The 20021-nt window shown below is 36.3% G+C and carries 17 protein-coding genes and 2 pseudogenes; 14 read left to right on the plus strand and 5 right to left on the minus strand.

All coding sequences use genetic code 11. The annotated features are described in order from the left end of the window. Nucleotides 1-15: 15 nt before the first annotated feature. From JCM9152_RS11140 to JCM9152_RS24300, 7 genes and pseudogenes are all read left to right on the plus strand, one after another. Nucleotides 16-804 carry an SDR family oxidoreductase gene (locus JCM9152_RS11140; RefSeq protein WP_035344205.1) on the plus strand — a complete coding sequence of 263 codons (789 nt, stop codon included), beginning with the start codon at nt 16-18 and terminating at the stop codon, nt 802-804. A 430-nt stretch (nt 805-1234) separates the two neighbouring features. Continuing rightward, the gene (locus JCM9152_RS11145; RefSeq protein WP_035344207.1) at nt 1235-2815 is read left to right on the plus strand and encodes an extracellular solute-binding protein; all 1581 of its coding nucleotides are present in this window, start codon (nt 1235-1237) and stop codon (nt 2813-2815) included. Nucleotides 2816-2917: 102 nt separating this feature from the next. Further along, a complete protein-coding gene (locus JCM9152_RS11150) occupies nt 2918-3874 on the plus strand; it encodes an ABC transporter permease (protein ID WP_052015861.1) in 957 nt (318 codons plus the stop codon). An 11-nt stretch (nt 3875-3885) separates the two neighbouring features. Beyond that, a complete protein-coding gene (locus JCM9152_RS11155; protein WP_235715688.1) occupies nt 3886-4743 on the plus strand; it encodes a carbohydrate ABC transporter permease in 858 nt (285 codons plus the stop codon). 134 nt (nt 4744-4877) lie between these two features. Beyond that, nucleotides 4878-5768 carry a PhzF family phenazine biosynthesis protein gene (locus JCM9152_RS11160; RefSeq protein ID WP_035344209.1) on the plus strand — a complete coding sequence of 297 codons (891 nt, stop codon included), beginning with the start codon at nt 4878-4880 and terminating at the stop codon, nt 5766-5768. A 314-nt stretch (nt 5769-6082) separates the two neighbouring features. Then, nucleotides 6083-6922, plus strand: coding sequence for a glyoxal/methylglyoxal reductase (pgoN, locus tag JCM9152_RS11165; RefSeq protein WP_035344211.1), 840 nt, complete (start codon nt 6083-6085; stop codon nt 6920-6922). Nucleotides 6923-7011: 89 nt separating this feature from the next. After that, nucleotides 7012-8144: pseudogene (locus JCM9152_RS24300) on the plus strand (NAD(P)/FAD-dependent oxidoreductase). A gap of 138 nt (nt 8145-8282) precedes the next feature. On the opposite strand, the gene JCM9152_RS11175 reads toward JCM9152_RS24300, so the two are convergent. After that, complete coding sequence (locus JCM9152_RS11175; RefSeq protein WP_035344213.1) at nt 8283-8528, minus strand: HPr family phosphocarrier protein; 246 nt, start codon at nt 8526-8528, stop codon at nt 8283-8285. Between the two features lie 244 nt (nt 8529-8772). Between JCM9152_RS11175 and JCM9152_RS11180 the strand changes: the two genes are divergently transcribed. Continuing rightward, nucleotides 8773-9477, plus strand: a complete 705-nt coding sequence (locus tag JCM9152_RS11180; protein WP_035344215.1) for a hypothetical protein — start codon at nt 8773-8775, stop codon at nt 9475-9477. Nucleotides 9478-9639: 162 nt separating this feature from the next. Further along, on the plus strand, nt 9640-11004 hold the full coding sequence (locus JCM9152_RS11185; RefSeq protein WP_035344217.1) for an MATE family efflux transporter: 1365 nt from the start codon (nt 9640-9642) through the stop codon (nt 11002-11004). Between the two features lie 153 nt (nt 11005-11157). On the opposite strand, the gene JCM9152_RS11190 is transcribed toward JCM9152_RS11185, so the two are convergent. Together JCM9152_RS11190 and JCM9152_RS23280 are read right to left on the minus strand one after the other, a co-directional pair. Continuing rightward, nucleotides 11158-11733 carry a TetR/AcrR family transcriptional regulator gene (locus JCM9152_RS11190; protein WP_035344219.1) on the minus strand — a complete coding sequence of 192 codons (576 nt, stop codon included), beginning with the start codon at nt 11731-11733 and terminating at the stop codon, nt 11158-11160. Between the two features lie 193 nt (nt 11734-11926). Then, nucleotides 11927-12841 (minus strand): CAP domain-containing protein, encoded by a 915-nt coding sequence (locus JCM9152_RS23280; RefSeq protein WP_035344221.1) that lies wholly within the window; start codon nt 12839-12841, stop codon nt 11927-11929. Between the two features lie 204 nt (nt 12842-13045). Between JCM9152_RS23280 and JCM9152_RS11200 the strand changes: the two are divergent. After that, nucleotides 13046-14480 (plus strand): annotated as a pseudogene (locus tag JCM9152_RS11200) (DHA2 family efflux MFS transporter permease subunit). Between the two features lie 27 nt (nt 14481-14507). Beyond that, nucleotides 14508-15170 (plus strand): ThuA domain-containing protein, encoded by a 663-nt coding sequence (locus JCM9152_RS11205; protein ID WP_035344223.1) that lies wholly within the window; start codon nt 14508-14510, stop codon nt 15168-15170. 89 nt (nt 15171-15259) lie between these two features. Here the strand turns inward: JCM9152_RS11205 and JCM9152_RS11210 are convergent, their stop codons facing one another. Next, the gene (locus tag JCM9152_RS11210) at nt 15260-16114 is read right to left on the minus strand and encodes a Cof-type HAD-IIB family hydrolase (RefSeq protein ID WP_035344225.1); all 855 of its coding nucleotides are present in this window, start codon (nt 16112-16114) and stop codon (nt 15260-15262) included. 264 nt (nt 16115-16378) lie between these two features. On the opposite strand from JCM9152_RS11210, the gene JCM9152_RS11215 reads away from it, so the two are divergent. Continuing rightward, nucleotides 16379-16744 (plus strand): IDEAL domain-containing protein, encoded by a 366-nt coding sequence (locus JCM9152_RS11215; protein WP_052015863.1) that lies wholly within the window; start codon nt 16379-16381, stop codon nt 16742-16744. Between the two features lie 259 nt (nt 16745-17003). Here JCM9152_RS11215 and JCM9152_RS11220 read toward each other — a convergent pair whose 3' ends face one another. Continuing rightward, nucleotides 17004-17426, minus strand: a complete 423-nt coding sequence (locus JCM9152_RS11220) for a cupredoxin domain-containing protein (RefSeq protein ID WP_052015865.1) — start codon at nt 17424-17426, stop codon at nt 17004-17006. A gap of 156 nt (nt 17427-17582) precedes the next feature. On the opposite strand from JCM9152_RS11220, the gene JCM9152_RS11225 reads away from it, so the two are divergent. After that, entirely contained in the window at nt 17583-18581 is a 999-nt protein-coding gene (locus JCM9152_RS11225) for a methyl-accepting chemotaxis protein (RefSeq protein WP_035344228.1), read from the plus strand. 151 nt (nt 18582-18732) lie between these two features. After that, a complete protein-coding gene (locus JCM9152_RS11230) occupies nt 18733-19905 on the plus strand; it encodes a TraB/GumN family protein (RefSeq protein ID WP_035344230.1) in 1173 nt (390 codons plus the stop codon). Nucleotides 19906-20021: the final 116 nt, after the last annotated feature.

Here is a 20021-nt window from a genome sequence, read left to right on the forward strand (position 1 = left end):
ATTAGGAGGTTAACGATGTCTACTGAAGGAAATGCAGGTAAAGTAGCTATAATAACTGGAGGTTCTTCAGGAATTGGCCGCGCTAGCGCAATTGCATTAGCTAGACAAGGGTTGAAAGTAGCTCTTGTCGATATTAAGGAAGAGAAGGCGTTAGAAGTGAAACAGGAAATTGAGCATCTAGGTGGTAGCGCTTTAGTACTTGATACGGATGTTTCTGATGAGCAGCGAATGAAAGCGAGTTATCAAGCCGTCATTGATCATTGGGGAAGATTAGATGTTGTTTATGCGAATGCTGGTATAAATGGTAAAGTCGAGCCAATTGAAGATTTAAGCGCAAATGATTGGGATAGTACGCTAGCGACTAACTTAAGAAGTACATTTCTTGCAACCAAATACGCCATTCCTCATATGAAAAAAGAGGGTGGCAGCATTATTATAACGAGCTCTATTAATGGTACTAGAAAATATCGCGGTTTTGGTATGTCAGCATATAGTGCTTCAAAAGCAGGCCAGGTTGCATTTGGTAAAATGGCAGCCTTAGAATTAGCTCGTTATAAAATTAGAGTAAATATCGTTTGTCCTGGAGCGATTAAGACAAATATTGGTGAAAATACGTTTAAAGAAGAAGATGAACTAGAAAAAATTCGTATTCCAATTGAATATCCTGAAGGTTCACAGCCGTTAGAACATAAGCCAGGCTCCCCTGAGCAAGTAGCAGATCTAGTCTATTTCTTAGCTTCTGGGCAATCTAATCATATAACGGGAAGTGTTATTCACATCGATGGTGCGGAGTCGTTACTTTAGCTCACCTAATTTCGTGGAGACGAACAAAGTTACTAACAATATTTATAAGAAAAGTCCTAAAAAGAATGAAGTTCTTTTTAGGACTTTTCATGTTTATTTAGATCAATTTCGACAATAACATAACGTAGTTAGTTATCGATAAACTAATAATAAGATTAATGATTTTGAGTCATTAATCGCTTATGTATAAAGAAGAATATACTATCGGTGTCGTACGGTGTCGTACATAAATGATTGCATAATAAAATGATATCACTATATTATGTAAGTAAGTTATTAATGTTTACAACTTTATTTTATGAAAGTAAGGAGGGTAACGATAAGTTAATGAAATAACAGAATTTATTGTAAACGCTTTATTTAGGGTGAAAAATACCATTTTGTTATGTCACTTTTAATCGTTTAAGAAACTGATAATGGAGGGATTTTTTTGAAAAGGTTAATTGTGTTTTTGTTGCTTGTAATAATTCCATTAGTCGCGTGTTCAGAAGATTCTGCAACTGAATCAGATCAAGACGAAACAAATGATTCATCCTCAACATTAAAAGTTAGTTTAGCACTAATGGGAGGGCCTAAAACTCCTGATTCATGGGTGGAGGATGCACTTGAAGAAGATTTATCAAGCTATTTAAACAGACCTGTAGAAGTAGAAAATGTTTATTTACCTGGTTGGGAAGATGCAAAGACTAAGATTAACTTAATGATGAGTGATCCTAGTGAAATGACTGATGTGATTTGGCATTGGGATATGAACCGGGAATTTAATTCATGGATTGACGCGGATATTGTCCATGATTTAACACCATTATTACAAGAGCACGGTCAGGAAATCATTAATTATTATTCAAAGGATACCTTCTTCTTTCATTGGGATCCAGATAGTGGAATTCGCCGAATTCCTGCTGATGTTTCAGAACCTGGTACGATGACAACGATTATTAGAAAGGATTGGTTGGAAAATCTTCAATTAGATGTGCCGACGACATTAGATGAATATATTGATGTTCTTCGAGCTTTTACTTTTGATGATCCAAATGGAACTGGTCAAAATGATACGTATGGACTATCAGGAGAAAATTTGTATCGTGCGTTCGCACCGTTTTTCCTGTCACACGGTGTTGATCCTGATTCATTTATGGTGATGGATGATGGGACTGTCAAGTACGGTTCAACGCTTCCCGAAGTTCGGGATGTTTTGGAAATATTGCAAGGTCTATACAAAGAAGGAGTCATTGATCCTCGGATGTTATCACCTATCGAGCAAGCACAGGTAGATGAAATTATGGCTAATGGGAACGTTGGTTCTATTTACAGATGGGTGGCCTTTTTTAACCCTGATTTTAACCATCATGTGTCCTTTAAAGCGTTAAATCCAGAAGGTGAATATATGCCGATTGATCCTGTCTCAGGGCCAGATGGGTTTGCTTCGGATTTACCGGCAGATGTATTTGGTTGGAGTTATTTGTCCATTACCGATGCAGCTGAGGATCCAGAGGCAGTCATGCAAGTGCTAGATCGTATGGCTCAACCGGAAACATTCCAACTTATTACATTTGGTATAGAAGGAGAGCATTATGAAGTTGCTGATGGACAATATGAAAGTTTAATAACACCGGACGAAATGAACAATCTAGGATTAGGAAATTATAATTGGTACGTTCAACGTAAAGATGAAGCCAATATTCAAAATACACCTGAAGTCATTGATTTATTTAATCAGCGTGATCAAACTTCGATGCCGATGAGAGAAAGAATCGTTTTCTTTAAATCACTATCTCGTCCAGCTTGGAATGAGTATGGGGCAGATATAAATACACTTCGAGATGAAACCTTTTGGGGGATTATCTCTGGAAACTTACCTATTACAGCTTTCGATGACTTTATTGCTCAATACCCAGCTTTAGGTGGTGAAGAAGTAGATCGAGAGGCAAATGAATTATACAAAGCTCAAGAAGAAGAATATGCGATATTTGAAGAGTGGTACAACGAAAATATTGAGCCGTATAAATAAGTGGATAAAAGGGTGTTCGAAAGGATACCCTTTTATCAAATTAGTACATATTGCTGAGATTTTGGTACACGTGTGAAATTAAATGATGGGAGTGTAATGAATATGAGGCAAACTAACCTCGAATTAGATACGACTGTCTCATCTGCGCAACATAAATCAACGTTTTGGAAAGATATTAAACGTGACAAATTGCTCTACTTATTGTTAATTCCAGGGATTGTTTATTTACTTATTTTTCGTTACATACCTATGTATGGAGTTGTGATTGCATTTCAAGACTACAACATCATCGCTGGTATATCTGGTAGTGTCTGGGTCGCATTTGAGCAATTTGAACGTTTATTTCGTACACCTAATTTTTCTTCGATTTTTATGAACACCTTAATCATAAGCTCATTAAAATTATTGTTTGGTTTTCCAGCTCCCATTATATTAGCTTTATTATTAAATGAGTTACGTCATATGGCCTTTAAGCGTTTTACACAATCGGTCATATATTTACCTCATTTCATATCATGGGTCATTTTTGCTGGGATTATTATTACGTTTTTAAATCCTGTTGACGGACTATTCAATTATTTTATTAAACAACTTGGTGGTCAACCTATTAGTTTTTTAACAAGTCCTGATTATTTTCGCTCTATATTAGTTATTTCTGATATTTATAAAGAGATGGGCTGGGGAACGATTATTTATTTAGCTGCCATGACGGGGGTGCGCCCTGATCTGTATGAAGCCGCACGGATAGACGGAGCTAATCGGTTTAAACAGATGTGGCATGTCACACTACCAGCCATTCGTCCGGTCATATTAATTATGCTTATTTTAAGTCTCGGAAACATTTTGGAAGCTGGTTTCCTGCAAATTTATCTCCTATATAGTCCTTTAGTATATGATGTAGCCGATGTAATAGATACGTATGTATACCGTCGAGGAATCCAAGAGGCTAATTATAGCCTAGCTACTGCTGCTGGTTTATTTAAATCAATTATCGCCCTCATTTTAATCGTGACGGCTAATAAAATTGTGAAAAAATTTGGTCAAGACGGACTTTGGTAGGAGGGGTTTCAATGATTGGATTATCGAAAGGTGAAAAGATTTTTTCTTTCTGTAACTACATTTTTATGTGTATATTAATTGTTGTGATGATTTTTCCATTTTGGTATTTAGTCATGGGTTCATTTAGTGATGCGCGTCTTGTTGCTGGTGGAGGAATGTTTCTTATTCCGGAAGGATTTTCTTTAGATGCGTATCGAGCGATTTTAACTAATAATGCTTTTCTTAGTAGTTTTCGTACTACAATCATTGTGACAATTCTTGGAACCTTGATCGGTACGTTTTTTACTGCTACTACTGCTTACGCTATTTCGAAAAAACGACTTCGTGGGGCTGGATTCGTTTCTTTTCTCATACTATTTACTATGTTATTTAATGGTGGGATGGTTCCTAATTATTTATTAGTTAAGGAATTAGGTATCATGAATACTTACTGGGCTCTTATTTTACCAAATGCAATTAATGCTTTTAATATTTTTGTGATGAGAAGCTTTTTTAAAGGAATTCCTGATGAATTAGAAGAGGCTGCAAAAATTGATGGTGCGAATGATTTAACGGTGTTTTTCAGAATTATATTACCTTTGTCAAAGCCAGTCCTTGCTACGATTGGGTTGTTTATAGCCGTGTTTTATTGGAATGATTTCTTCTCAACCATTCTTTATATAACAGATCGAGATAAATGGCAGCTACAGGCGTTTTTACGCGATATGATTAGTAATACTGCTCAAATGTTACAGTCTTCAGGCTCGACAATAGGATTCCAGCGAAATGTTTCAGAGTTTACTGTTCGCATGGCTTCGATTGTTGTAGCGACCATACCTATTTTAATTGTTTATCCATTTTGCAGAAGTACTTTGCAAAAGGGGCGATGATCGGTTCGATAAAAGGTTAAGCTTAAAATGCTACTGAAAAGTATGATTTTTCAGTAGCTGTTTCTTATTAGACATGTTTTCCTTGCTTCATCTAATGAAACAGGCAATAATGAATAAAAAAGGGGGATGTAAAAATGAGAAATTATCATATATTTCATATTGATACATTTACAGATCAAGCTTTTAGTGGTAATCCGGCCGGTGTCGTTCCGAATGCTGAAGGGTTAACTAGTAGCGAAATGCAACAGATCGCTAGTGAAATGAACCTTTCAGAAACGGCATTCCTTCTCTCCAGTACGCGTGATAAGTCGGATTATCAGATCAAATTTTTCACCCCTTTTTGCGAAGTTGATTTTTGTGGGCACGCAACATTAGCAGCTGCGTGGGTTGTAGCTCAGAAATTCGATTTAAAATCAAGTTCAGCTGTTGTGACGTTTGCAACAAATGTTGGAAGTGTACCGGTGGAATTTAAACAAGAAGAAGATCATTTATTGATGATCATGACACAAGTGGAGCCCAAAGTTAAGCCAGTGGATATAGATTATGATCAACTAGCGAGTATGCTGGGTGTTTCTGTTACGGATTTCGATTTACAATTACCAATAAAATTAGCTTTTACGGGAAATTGGCACTTAGTTGTTCCGATGAAAGATCAAGCTTCTATTGATCAAGCTTCTCCTTTGTTTGAAGAATTAAAATGGTGGAATAAGGATATCGGAATCGTCACAAATCATTTATTTACATTAAACACAAAGGATCCAATGGTAGATATCTATACTCGAGATTTTGCCCCAGCTGTTGGTGTAAATGAAGATCCAGTTACAGGCTCAGCAAACGGAGCTTTAATGAGCTATTTATATATGGAAGGTCAATTGAGAGAATCTAACCAATATCGCATCATACAGGGGAATTCGCAAAATCGACCGGGTACTGTATTGGCAACAATAATAAAACGATCAGGGCATATACAGGTAAAGGTTGGCGGTTCTGCTGTTACAACGATTAAGGGTATGATAACTTTATAGAATAACGATAAGAAGTCGTATCGATGCGTAAAAAAGATGACAATCAACTTATTTATGAAATCGAGATCGAATGTGATATTGATGTAAGAACAGAAGACATATTATGTGTAGAGTGGGATGGTTAATCGATAATCAACTTTTTGAGACACGTTTAAAATCATTCTTGATTTTAAACGTGTTCTTTGTTTTAAGTTATGTGATGTTAAAATACGGCGCAGTTTTTTAACATCATATTGGTTGAGTTTCTTATAGAAATTATGTTTAGATAATACATGAGAGCTTGCATTGATAATCTTGTTTAAGGAGGAACGATTATGCCAAAAAGTTTACAGGATACAACGACGTTACATAACGGTGTTAAAATGCCTTGGTTTGGTTTGGGTGTATTTAAAGTCGAAGAAGGTACAGAAGTTGTAGAGGTAGTAAAAACGGCTATTCAACACGGTTATCGTAGTATCGATACAGCAGCTGTATATAAAAACGAAGAAGGTGTAGGCCAAGGGATTAAAGAGTCAGGCATACCACGAGATGAGTTATTTGTTACTTCTAAAGTGTGGAATTCAAACCAAGGATACGAAGCAACATTACGTGCTTTTGATGAAACAATAAATAAATTGAAATTAGATTATTTAGATTTGTATTTAATTCATTGGCCAGGAAAAGATCAATACAAAGAAACGTGGAAGGCATTAGAAAAGCTATACAAGGATGGACGCATTCGGGCAATAGGTGTTAGTAATTTTCAAGTACATCATTTAAAAGATTTAATAAGTGATGCGGAAATTAAGCCGATGGTTAATCAAGTAGAATATCATCCACATTTAGCTCAGCTTGAATTAAGGGCGTATTGTGAACAGGAGAATATTCAGCTTGAGGCATGGTCACCATTAAAGCAAGGGCAGTTATTAACTGATCCAATCTTGAATGAAATTGCGAAAAAATATAATAAAACCGTGGCACAGGTGATTTTAAGATGGGACTTACAAAATGGCGTTGTAACGATTCCTAAATCAGTAAAAGAATCACGCATTATAGCTAATGCTGCTATTTTTGATTTTGAGCTTTCTATAGATGATATGAAGATCATAAACGGATTGAATAAGGATGAACGAATAGGTCCAAATCCAGATGAGTTTATGGTAGGATTTGAATAAGTTTAATCAGAAAAGAGTGTAACATGAACGATATTGTTACACTCTTTTCTAATTTATATTTATTGTCTGAAAAAGAAAAAGGTGAGCATATGAAGATTTGTATTATTGGTATAGGCATTTTAGGAGCATCTACAGCGTATCATTTAGCTAAATCTGGTGTTGAAGTCATTATGGTTGATCGAAATGACATCGGTAAGGCCACTGATGCGGGGGCTGGTATTATTTGTCCATGGATTTCGCAACGTCGGAATAAGCGATGGTATGACCTTGTTCGAAGAGGGGCGCGTTATTATCATTCATTAATTCCAGAGTTGCAACAATTAGGTGTTTTAAGTACGGGTTATCATCAAGTTGGAGCAATCAGTGTACATACCGACTTAAATAAATTAGAGAAAATGAGAGAACGTACCCTTATAAAGAAAGATAATGCCCCTGAAATAGGTGATATTCAGCTGCTTCATTCAAACAAATTGAAAAAGCTTTTCCCTTTTTTAAATGATTCCTATCATGGATTATTAATAAGTGGAGCTGCTCGTGTCGATGGAAAAGGAGTTTGTCAGGCGCTTATAGATGGAGCCATTCAACATGGAGCTCAATTTATTAGAGGAGATGGCTCTATTTTAACAAAAGGTCATCATGTAACAGGTGTAAAGGTAAATAATCAAGTAATGTACTGTGATAAGGTAATTGTAACAGCAGGAGCATGGGCGAGAGAGCTGTTCAACCACTAGGTTTGTCGTTTCAAGTAAAACCTCAACGTGCCCAAATTGTCCATTTGAAGTTTTCTCACTCAGCAGTTGACCAGTGGCCGGTTATTATCACACCAACAAGTAAATACATACTAGGCTTTCAAGATGGGCGCGTGGTTGTCGGCAGTACGTATGAAGATAGCAACGATTATGAACCGATCGTATCCACTAAAGGCCAGAATGAACTTTTGAACATTCTAGAGGAAGTGACTCCAAGGTTGCTTGATAGTCATTTGTTAGAAACTAAAATTGGTTTTCGCCCAGTCGTGCCAGATTTTTTGCCAGTGTTTGGCGACGTTAAGCAATATCGAGGTCTCTTTGCTGGAAATGGTTTGGGAGCAACGGGGTTGACGGCAGGTCCATTTTTAGGTGCTGAGCTAGCTCAATACGTTCAAGAGAAAGAAACGTTGGTAGATGCAGAGAAATATCATTTAAGAGATACGGTCATTGACAATTCTAATCGCTCATTATGAAAAGAAAAGATTCCTATGGAAAATCTATAGGCATTGAAAAAAGTTTGCTCATTCGCTTTTTCAAACCGAAAATCATCATAGGAATCTTCGTTACATAGAGATGTAGAATAAAGATTTGAAATCACTCGTAGTATTAAATTATTTCTTTTCAAATAATCCAGTATTTAGTAAAGCTGCAAAAACTTCCTCGTTTTCACCTTCGCGAATTTCGATATCAACCTCCTGATCAGGTTGCAAGGATACAGCTAAAAGTCCTAACAAGCTTTTGGCATCAATGACCCAGTGATCTTTTTTAATTAAGACAGTTTCAGGAAATGCACTTGCAGTATTTACTAATGTTGTGGCAGTTTCAGCAAAAATTGGTTTTAACACTTTCACACGCATGTTTGTCACTCTCCTTTTCATTTTCTCTTATTATATTATAGGTTAAGCGTTATTCGTTTAGACCTTTTCAATAATTTGAAAAAAATGTATCGTCTAACCCTTAACAATTTAATTAAAACGAATCGTGTAAGCGTTGTCAATAGAGTTATAGAAATTCGTGCATGAATGAAAAATCATTTATTTTCATACAAATTTAAAAATGGTTGTCATACAGATGAGTATACTGGAAGGAGGAAAATAAAAAATGACTGAACATCATTCTCACGTAGTGAAGCCTAAGTTGTATAGGGTTCGTCAACGTGAACAGCCGTTGTATTATTCGCAAATTAGATTCGACAGACTCGAAAATAAACTAACAAGTGGTGTTGAAATATATCATGCCTTAATGGATCAGATGGATTGTACGGATAAACGAATAACGGAAGCTGAACGATTACTAGCACGTTTTATAGGAAGCGATGGTGAGCAATTAGAATCTTTCTTAGGAGAACTAAGGACACATTATAAGAAGCAGGAATGGATCATTCAGCAGGTCGATGTATTAAATGAGTCCAAAGCAGAATTCTTAAAATGTATTAGTGACTTGAAAGAAGAGAAAGTTCTTGTTCATGAGCTTCTTTCGCACCTGCAAGTACAATTAAAACGTAATGAATTAATTGTCACTGAACTTGAAGATGATTTAAATAGTCGCTTTACAAAAATGAGTTTAGATGAGGTCGACTATGATGTTCTTCGTACTTTATTACAAGAATATAAGGAGAAGCAAAAAGGAGTTGAAATACAGTTGAAAGAAATTGCTGAAGAAGTGAAAGCTCTCATCCTATTACAACGAAATCAGGAAAGAATTCAATTAGATTTCTATACAGAATTTAATTGGTTAAAAAAGCAAATCGAGAGCTCAAAAGGGTTAAATCATCAAAGTGATAACGTGTTGAAAACAGACGAGTAAACGTCTTACCACTCGTCTGTTTTTCTATTTCAAATATCTAAAAAACTTTAAAGAGTTTGTTAGAATAAATGAAAGATTCAGTCTTTATGCAAAAGACTAGACATTGATGGTCGAAAAGTAGACAATATCCTAATGAACATCTAACGGTTTGGAGGGGAAGCTATGTATCATGCCAAGACATGGAAAGAAAAGTACTCATTATTTTTACAAATTCTTTGGCCGATCATGGTGACGCAAGTAAGCTTATATGCTATGAATTTAGTAGATACAATGATGTCTGGACGAGTTGGCACTGAGGATTTAGCAGGTGTCGCAATCGGTTCGAGTTTATGGTTGCCAGTCTTTTCGGGAATTAACGGGATATTACTTGCCGTGACTCCAATTATTGCTTATTTAATAGGAAAAGGAAAACGAAATGAAATTGCAGGCTCTGTTACACAATCTTTATATGTTTCAGGACTATTAGCTATTTTAATTATCGTATTGGGAGTTCTATTTCTAAAACCGATACTATCTATCATGAACTTAGAACCAGATGTTTATTATATTGCCTATCATTATTTAATTGGTTTATCGATCGGTATTTTCCCATTATTTGCTTCAAGTGTTTTACGATATTTCTTTGATGCACAAGGATTTACGAGGCTGACAATGATCATTACAGTACTAGCTGTTCCATTTAATGTGCTTTTAAATTATGGCTTTATATTTGGAAAGTTTGGACTGCCAGCGTTAGGGGGGATCGGAGCAGGTTATGCAACGGCTGTTACGTATTGGATTATTTTGCTTTTTAGCATTTGGACAACCTTTAAAGTAGATGCCTTACGTCATTATCGCTTGTTTGTTCAATGGGCGAAACCATCGCTACTAGCTTGGAAGGAACAATTAGCTATTGGAGTTCCTATTGGTTTGTCTATTTTCTTTGAGGCAAGTATCTTTGCTGTTGTCACGCTTTTAATGGGGATCATGTTTTCAACCGTAACCGTTGCAGCTCATCAAATCGCTTTAAGCTTTACTTCACTTATTTTTATGATTCCTTTAAGCATTTCGATGGCGCTAACCATCGTAGTTGGTTTTTCAGTTGGTGGAGGTCAAATAAGAAATGCCAAACAATATGGCTACCTCGGCGTATGGGGAGGAATGCTTATTTTAGCTTTCGGTGCTATTTTCCTTTATTTATTCAGGGAGCCAATTTCCTATTTATACACATCTGATTATCATGTTGTGAAAATAGCAGGGCAATTCTTTATAATCGCTATTTTTTATCAACTATCCGACGCTGCGCAATCTGGTCTACAAGGTGTATTAAGAGGCTATAAAGATGTCAAAGTACCTTTTATTACGGCCTTTATTTCGTATTGGTTGATTGGTATGCCGGTAGGGTATATGTTAGCTGCATATACTCATTTAGGTCCATTTGGCCTTTGGATTGGGATTACAATTGGCTTAACCTGTGCGGCAGTTGGTTTTCTCATACGTTTATCGTTTGTACAAAAGCGTGTGGATGCAATCGTAAATATAGATTAGGATGAAGCTGAGTAGAAGATTCTATTCAGCTTCAACCGTATCGTGTATATGTAACGCATTTTTTTGAAGTGTATTTTTTTTAAAATCCGCATTTTAATATCCAAAGACTTAAAGAGTCATTAGGCTCTTCATAGAAAAGAAGTGAACACATAATTAGTCATTAAACAAATGGACAAGCTGTTTTGAAACAATTGAAAAAGGCTCTGTTGATTGATTAGCAATTGATAGTGTAACAGCACCTTCCATTAGGACGAGGGTTGTAACACTTTTCTCAGCTGCAACCTCTTGGGAGAGCCCACAATTGATAAATTTTTGTTCAAGAATGGATTGCCATTCTTTATAAGTACCACGACAAACTGATCTTAATTCCTGACTCATGGATGCTGTCTCTAATGTCAATAATCCGATTGGTGCAGGACCACCTTCCTTTATGTAATTAATATCAAGCTCTTTTTCAAAATGACGAAATAAAGCTTGAATGGCTTCAACTGGACTGTTATGGGGCTCTATTGTTTTCTTTAAATGTTCAGCAGATGTTTTTTTTGTCATAAGCACGGCTTCAATAGCAAGTTCTTCTTTCCCATTAGGAAAGAAATGATAGAGAGAACCTTTGGGCTTGTTACTTTCTTTAATAATTTGATTCATACCTGTAGCATGATAGCCTTGGTGCCTAAATAGTCTTGATGCTGTTTTAAGAAAAATATCTTTTGTGTCTTTTTTTGGTTCCATCTTTATTCCCCCTTGATCGTTAACCACTTATTTTAGTTATAAGAGTCAAATCGATTTCTGTCAATTATCATCGAAAGCAGAGAGGTGAAAAACGGATTTGAAACAACTTAAAAGAGCCACAAAAAAGCCTGTGGGCTGTCTCGCTCCAAGACGGTCCACAGGCTGAAAACTCTATTCAGTGGAATTGTTGCTCTTAACGACTAATAAACATTTGTGTCCAATAATTTCCTTGTTCAATGTAACCAACACCTATATGAGTAAAGTCAGTGCTTAAAATGTTAGCACGGTGTCCTTCGCTGTTCATCCATGCTTGAACAACCTCCTGAGCAGAACGTTGGCCTTGAGCAATATTTTCTCCTGCTGAATTGTAGGAAACGCCATAATCACGCATCATGTCAAATGGAGATCCGTATGTTGGACTTGTATGAGAGAAGTAATTATTTTGTTGCATATCTCTTGATTTCTCGCGAGCAACATGACTCAATGATGAATCGGCTTGTAGTTCTGGTAGTCCGTTATTACGTCTTTCTTGATTCGTTAAATCAATAACTTGTTGCTCGACTTCGCTAATTCCTTCTGTTTGTTGTGCGGTTTCTTCTTGCTCTGGCTGCTCTGTTTCAGGAGCTGGTTGCTGTTCAACTGTTTCATCGGGCGCTTCAGGACGTTGCTGTTCAGGACGTTGCTGTGGTCGTTCGGGTTGAGTAGGCGGTTGGACATGACCTTGACCTCCGCCACGTTGAATTCGTTCCATTATTTGTTCAGGAGATAGCTGTGCTGCTCCTTCCGGAATAAATCGTTCTAAATCTTCAACGGTAATATGACGAATGTTTTGAGGGAGCTGCTGTAAGACATCTGTCGGGAGCAGCTTTTCAATTTCAGCACGAGTGATTTCTTGAGAATTTTGAACGGTATAATCATATTTTGCATGCTGGATTTGAATGGGTTTTGTATGAGGGAACTCATCACTTGACTCCGTTGTATAATCACTTGAGAGTTGACCAGTCGTCCCTCTATTTTGCATGTTGTCATTACGTGCTTCATCAGCCTGGTTACAAGCGGTGAATAGTAACAAGATCAATACAATCGTTATCCATTTCATTTTTTTCATTGTTGTGTAACTCCTTTATGAATAGTGTTATTTCTATTTGTAGTATTATGAAATTTGTTTAAAAAAATGGTGGTAATTATTTGAAATGTTTATTGTGATGAAAATCCAATTTTCTAAGCGTTATATTAGAAATAAATGAAAGATTCGTGTACGCTAATGAAGTTGAACTTACATACTGATTGAAGGGAATAGGAGGGGAAAGATATGAGCATACCAACATATAACAGAAAAACAATTGTCGCGTTATTATTAGCAGGGTCATTTATTGCGATTTTAAATCAAACGTTAATGATAACGGCTATTCCACCTATCATGGCTGAAATGGGTGTGACAGAAAACAGTGCACAATGGTTAACAACTGTTTTTATGCTAGTAAATGGTATTATGATTCCAATAAGTGCTTTTTTAATTGAACGATTTACAACAAGGCAGCTTTTCATAAGTGCGATGAGTATATTTGCATTTGGGACGCTTTTTGCAGGAATTGCACCGAACTTTGAGATGCTTTTAATGGGTAGAATGATCCAGTCGGCGGGAGCAGGAATCATGTTGCCTTTAATGACAACCGTTTTTCTTCTCATCTTTCCAGTTCGGAAGAGGGGAGCGATAATGGGCTTAATTGGATTGGTGATTTCATTTGCCCCTGCTATTGGGCCTGCTCTTTCAGGATGGGTAACGAGTCATTATTCATGGCGAGTATTATTTTATATTATTTTACCAATTGCCATTATTGATATTTTCATTGCGGCATTTGCTTTAAAAAATGTAACGGAACAAAAGAAATCAAAGGTAGATGTACTTTCTATCATATTCTCGTCTTTTGGTTTTGGTGGGTTATTGTACGGATTTACGAGTGCTGGTAATAATGGCTGGCTTGATCCAATGACCATTATGATTTTAACAATAGGTCTCATTTCCATTATAGTATTTGTAATAAGACAACTGAAACTAACGCACCCAATGTTAGAATTTCGTGTTTTTACTTTTTCAATTTTCCCTTACGCTGTTCTTATTGGAATGGTTGGCTTTATGGGGTTAATTGGTACGGAAACATTAATACCATTGTACATGCAAAATATGAGGGATTTTACGGCCTTTGAATCAGGTCTGGCACTTTTACCAGGAGCTCTCATAATGGGGATGATGTCTCCGATTACAGGGAGAATATTTGATAAATACGGGGCGAAATGGTTAGTATTTATTGGACTTACAATCTTAACACTATCGACCTTTGCTTTTACGATACTAGGTCCTAAGACGTCGTTTGCTTATGTGACTGTCATGTTTGCTATTAGAATGTTCGGTTTGTCTATGGTAATGATGCCAGTAGCAACAGCTGCATTAAATCAAATTCCTAAACGTTTAATCTCACGGGGCTGCGATGGATAACACGATGAAAATGATCGCGTCCTCTGTAGGCACGGCACTATTAGTCTCAATCATGACAACAACAAAGGAAAGTGTGTCAAGTCATGCAGGAATTTCAAATCCAGCTATTTTTGGTGCAAATGTTTCTTTTTTAGTCTTAGCTATTTTAACGTTATTCACATTTGTTCTGGCATTTTTTATTAAATATGATAAGCCTGCTCATATCAATGACGAGGACGAATTAAATGAAAAAGCAAGTGAAGAGTCTTAAATAAGTAATGTTCATGGAGATGATAGAATGTCTAAAAAAATCTTTGCCTATTTAGGTGATTATTATCATGAGTTTGACCTGATGAAAGAATCATTGTCATTCGTTATGAAGCACTTGAAGCTAGAAACGGACGTTACATTTGATATCAGATCTGTTGATACATTAGTAGAAGATCTTAAAATGGAGCCAGATGTTGTCATTCTCTCAAAGGAAAATCGTTTAAACCCTGAAGATGGTAAAGTGAATCATTGGATGGATGGTGAGGTGGCAAAGAATATTGCCTCATATGTTGAGGGGGGCGGAAGTTGGTTTGCATGGCATTCGGGATTAGCATCATATGATCATATCGACACATATGTAAAAATGCTACGTGGACATTTTACATACCATCCACCACAAGCAAATGTGACGTATGAGCCGGTTGGTCATCATCCTTTTACAAAAGGTTTGGCGCGTTATGAAGTATGGGATGAGCATTATTTCGTATCATTTGTAGAAAATGATACGAACATTTTCCTTCATAGTTATTCTAACGATGGTGAGGCAGTAGCAGGTTGGCATCATCGATATGGGAAAGGGCGTGTTGTCTGTTTCACGCCATCTCATTGTCGTGAAGCTTTGTTCCATCCTTATTCGCAACAAATAATGAAGAACATAATCGTTTGGTGTTTAAGTGAAAGCAATCGATAGGCTAGAAGGTCAATGAAATTAATTGTTTTAAGGCCCGAGAAAAAGGTTGTTATTGCTTTTTTCGGGCCTTATACAGTATTAGTATTTTTTTATGAGAGTACTTTCTCAATCGCATGTGCGACGCCATTTTCAATATTTGTCTTTGTAACATAGTTACTAATTTCTTTAATACCATCCTCAGCATTTCCCATGGCCACACCCCAACCAGCCATTGAAATCATTGACTCATCATTAAAGTTATCTCCAATCGCCGTCACATCAATCATACTGATCCCTTTTTGGTTAGCATAATAGGATAATGCAATTCCTTTTTGAGCATTAGGGTGATTAAACTCTAGATTAGAAAAGCCTGATGATGTAATCGCTAGTTGTTCATGGTCTTTCAATCGATTACGAACAGCTTCTAGTTCATGATCTAATATAGAGAATGCCAAAATTTTGTACGGGGTAATTTCAGTGTTATTAAACAGTTTTTCAAAGTTTTGGATAACTTCAATTTCTTCATCTTGAAAACGTTGTTTAGCTAATGTTTCCACATCTTCACGCTTTAATTCAGGGTTTGCAGATAGCGCAATATCAACCATAACCTGAATAAATTTATCGCGGCTATCGGAATAGCCACCTTTGTTTGTAAATACTTCGAAATACATACCTTCTTCCTGGCAAGCTTTTTGAATTTCAAAGCAGGAAGATCGATCTAATGGAGCATTGTAAATTAACTCTTGCTCTAAAGTATAAATTTGAGCTCCATTTAAACAAATAATCGGACAATTTAATTCAGCTTGTTGCAGAGGTTTATAAGCGGCACTAAAAGAACGCCCTGTTGCAACAACGACTTCTATCCCTGATTTTTGGGCTTTTCGAATCGCAGCTGCATTTTCATTGCTAATGATGTGCTTCTCGTTTAATAAAGTACCGTCTAAATCTGTTGCAATGATTTTCATTATGTAAACTCCTAACTGTCTTTAAATATAAAGTAATAAAATCAACTCTTCCTCCATCATACCGATAAAGTGTAGAAATTTCACGTTGTATGCACTTATTTTTATTTTTAAATAAGTGATAACGCTGTCATTTTTATGGAAATGATTGAAAAGGTTCTATCTTCTTTTACTTATTGGGTGAGTGCACAAGAAATAGAAATTGTTGATGAATACAATGCCATATAGACATTCATGGGCATTTATTTCGGAAGGTTGGTGAGAGTAATGAGTGGAAGGTATTATAAACGTCCTCAAATAGGTGATTGGGTGCGAGGCAAAACAATGATCGGTGAATTAGTTCATGGATATGTCGAACATGAAGAGGTGTATCATACATTCATAAAAGTACGGGTGTTAATATCTGACAACAAAAAGTTAATAGGGAAAATTGTACGTATTGATGAAAAAGAGTTGCAAATCTATTCGATGACGGATCATTGGACAAAGGATGAGATAACAAATTTAATTGATTTAGCATTAAGCACTAGAGATCGAGAGTGGTTTGATAAACTTTCATCAAAAGTGAAAAAAGGGGAATTTTTGGATGTGATTAAAAATCAAGAAACATTTTCTAGGTTTGCGAAGAAGTAATAATAAGATAGGAGTATAGAAGTTGATCAATGAAAGAAGGATGCTTATAATGTTACGTCCAATTAAAAGTATTCTTAATAATTGGACGTAACGACACTAAAAACTTGAGTGGAGATAGTGAATGATAAATTAAGAAGCGTGTTAGTTTCGTATGTTACATATCACTTAAAATAGAATTCTTCCTTGAATTAGAAAAGAAACGGTTACGACATGTAGCAAATGATACGTTTCATTTACTAATCGACTATTAAGTAGGCAATCATTGGGCATGATGATCAATTGTTGAGTGTGCTGTGCAAATTAAGCGATATATACCTTCTTCTTTAAAATGCAATTGTAGGACGGTCTCTTCTCCTTTTCTTATCGTGCCTGAAATATTCGTTCCTTCAATTTGGAAAGGGTGCTCTTTTCCGTTTACACCGTAAATTCGAAGAGTAATATCTTTTCCTTTTGGAATGTAAACGGTTCCGGGGTCCCACCGATATGACTCAATCTCCTTCCCGTCCTCTGTGGTCGTTTTGAATTCAGTTGTAACCATATGAAGCTCGAATTCATCACCAATTGGTTTAACTGTTGTGATCGCACCTAAGCTTGTTTGAAAATAAAAGTAGGCTCCAATTAGTGTACAGATGAAAACAATGGCGATATACAACCAACTTTTTTTGATTAATACTAACGTCAATTTATTCCTCCTCCTTTCTTCGTCTATTTCATTTATATGCATGTCCGCTATAAATACTTGTCTAAAATGATAAAATTTCCAATAGAAAAATGATATAATTTGACAGAGGTCGTAAATAGAGAACGACGACAATTCGAACATGAAGGGGAAGAGACGATGAAAGAGCTAGTAGAGAAGCAGTTAAATGTGTCATTATTAATGAATGAATTAAAGAAAGATAACCAGGAAATGGAACATGTCATGAAAGACATTCAAGACATTTCGATGAAATCGAACATACTTGCTTTAAATTCAGGGATTGAAGCTGCTCGAGCTGGTGAAGCAGGACGTGGATTTTCAGTTGTAGCAACTGAGATCAAAAAGTTCGCTGAACATAGTTTGAAGGCTAGCCAAAAAAGCGAAGATCTTATTCAGAGAATTCAGCAAAAGGCCAACGAAATCATTGCGGTTCGTACCGTGGATATTGCTTTCGATACGATCGATAAAATTGATCGAAATTTATTTGAACGGAATTGTGATGTACAAGCATGGGCAAGCTTTAACGTCGTAAAAAACTGCTTAGTGAATCCGTCAGAAGAAAGTAAACAGCTTGCAAAAGGATTATTGCAAAGAATTCATCAGATTTATGAAGTGTATTACGATTTATTCGTACTTGATTTAGAAGGTAATATCGTTGCAGCAGCTCAAAACAATCATCAAGTAGGCAAAAATATGGCTGATCGTGAATGGTTTCAACAAACTGTAAAAACAAAAGATGTGTTTGTAACAGATATGTACTATTCGTCTGTAGTAGATGGCTATACGATGAATTACTCGAGTCCTGTATTAGATGATCAAGGAGAAGTGATTGGTGTTTTCACGATACGTTTTAATTGGGAATATATTTACGATATTATTGATGCAGTCAAAATTGATGAAAACAGTCAATTATATGTCATTAATTCAAAAGGTGAAGTCATAGCATCAAAGAATAGAGAGGATGTTTTCCAAGCTAATTTAGGTGATATAAAAGCAGTACAAAAGGTCATTTCACGTACTGAAAAACAAGGGTTTACAGTTGAAGGCACTAAGATATATGCATTTAGCTTAACAAAGGGTTACAACGCTTATAAAGGAAAAGGTTGGGCTGTAATCGTCGAGGAGTCAATCGTGTAATGTATAAGAAGTTGCTAACTGTAAAGAGGTTAGCAAAGGGGTATGGATCCTTTCTACTCATAAACGGAATTGTTCTATGATATAATGATGGAGCAAAATGTACATCATTATTTTTAATCGTATTTGTTAGGATGAGGAGGACATATCGTACATGTCAGAGGAATATATTACGAGGTTAACCGTCAAAGGAAAAGAAATTATACTTGTAGGGACTGCACATATATCTAAGAAAAGCGTAGAACAAGTGAAAGAGGTAATTGAGCTTGAGCGACCAGATTCCGTTTGTGTGGAGCTGGATGAACAACGCTACCACTCTGTTACGAAAGGTAACTCGTGGAAGGATATGGATATATTTAAAGTGATCAAAGAGAAAAAATCGACACTCCTTCTCATGAATTTAATTGTTTCGTCCTTTCAACGAAGAATGGCTAAACAATTTGGGATTAAGCCAGGTCAGGAAATGATCCAAGGAATAGAATCTGCAAAAGAAGTCGATGCCAAACTTGTCTTAGCTGATCGTAATATTCAAATCACGTTTGCCCGTATTTGGCATGGGGTCGGTTTTTGGGGGAGAGCTAAGCTATTAACTCAATTAGTGTACAGTATTTTTAGTAAAGATGAAATTTCCGAACAAGAACTTGAAAAGATGAAATCGAAAGACATGTTAAACTCAATGCTAACGGAATTCACTGAAACGTTTCCACGCCTTAAAGTTCCATTAATAGATGAGCGTGATCAGTATTTAGCTCAAAAGATTAAACAAGCTCCAGGTGAAAAGGTGGTGGCTGTCTTAGGTGCAGCTCATGTTCCTGGTATAAAAGAAGAAATACAACATGATCATGACCTTAATATGTTAATGAAACGACCTCCTAAATCGATAGCACCTAAAGTTATCGCATGGATGATTCCGATTTTGATTTTAAGTATGATTGGATATGCTTTTTTCTCCAATCCTGAAATAGGAATGAACTTAACGTGGAGTTGGATTCTTTGGAACGGAACGTTTGCTGCAATAGGTGCGGCTATAGCATTTGGTCACCCTTTATCCATTTTAACGGCTTTTCTAGTAGCGCCAATTAGTTCGCTGTATCCATTGTTAGCAGCAGGGTGGTTTTCTGGGTTAGTCGAGGCGATTAAACGCAAGCCTAAAGTATCTGACTTTGAATCGTTGACGGACGATGTTTTTACTGTGAAAGGATTTTGGCGTAATAATGTGACACGCATTCTTTTAATGGTCGTGTTAACGAACTTAGGTAGTACGTTAGGAACGGTTATAGGTGGAGCTGATGTTATTCGTTTGTTTTTACAAAATATATTTAGATAATGTGGAAGAGTACTTTCGTGTGAAATGCGCGAAAGTACTTTTTTTGCGTAGCTATTTTGGAGAAATCTTTTCTTCTTTTACTTAGAGAAATAAACCTTTTACTGTATAAATTGAAG

Origin of the sequence: Halalkalibacter hemicellulosilyticusJCM 9152, from assembly GCF_000513115.1 — a bacterium.
Taxonomy (GTDB): Bacteria; Bacillota; Bacilli; order Bacillales; family Bacillaceae_D; genus Halalkalibacter; species Halalkalibacter hemicellulosilyticus.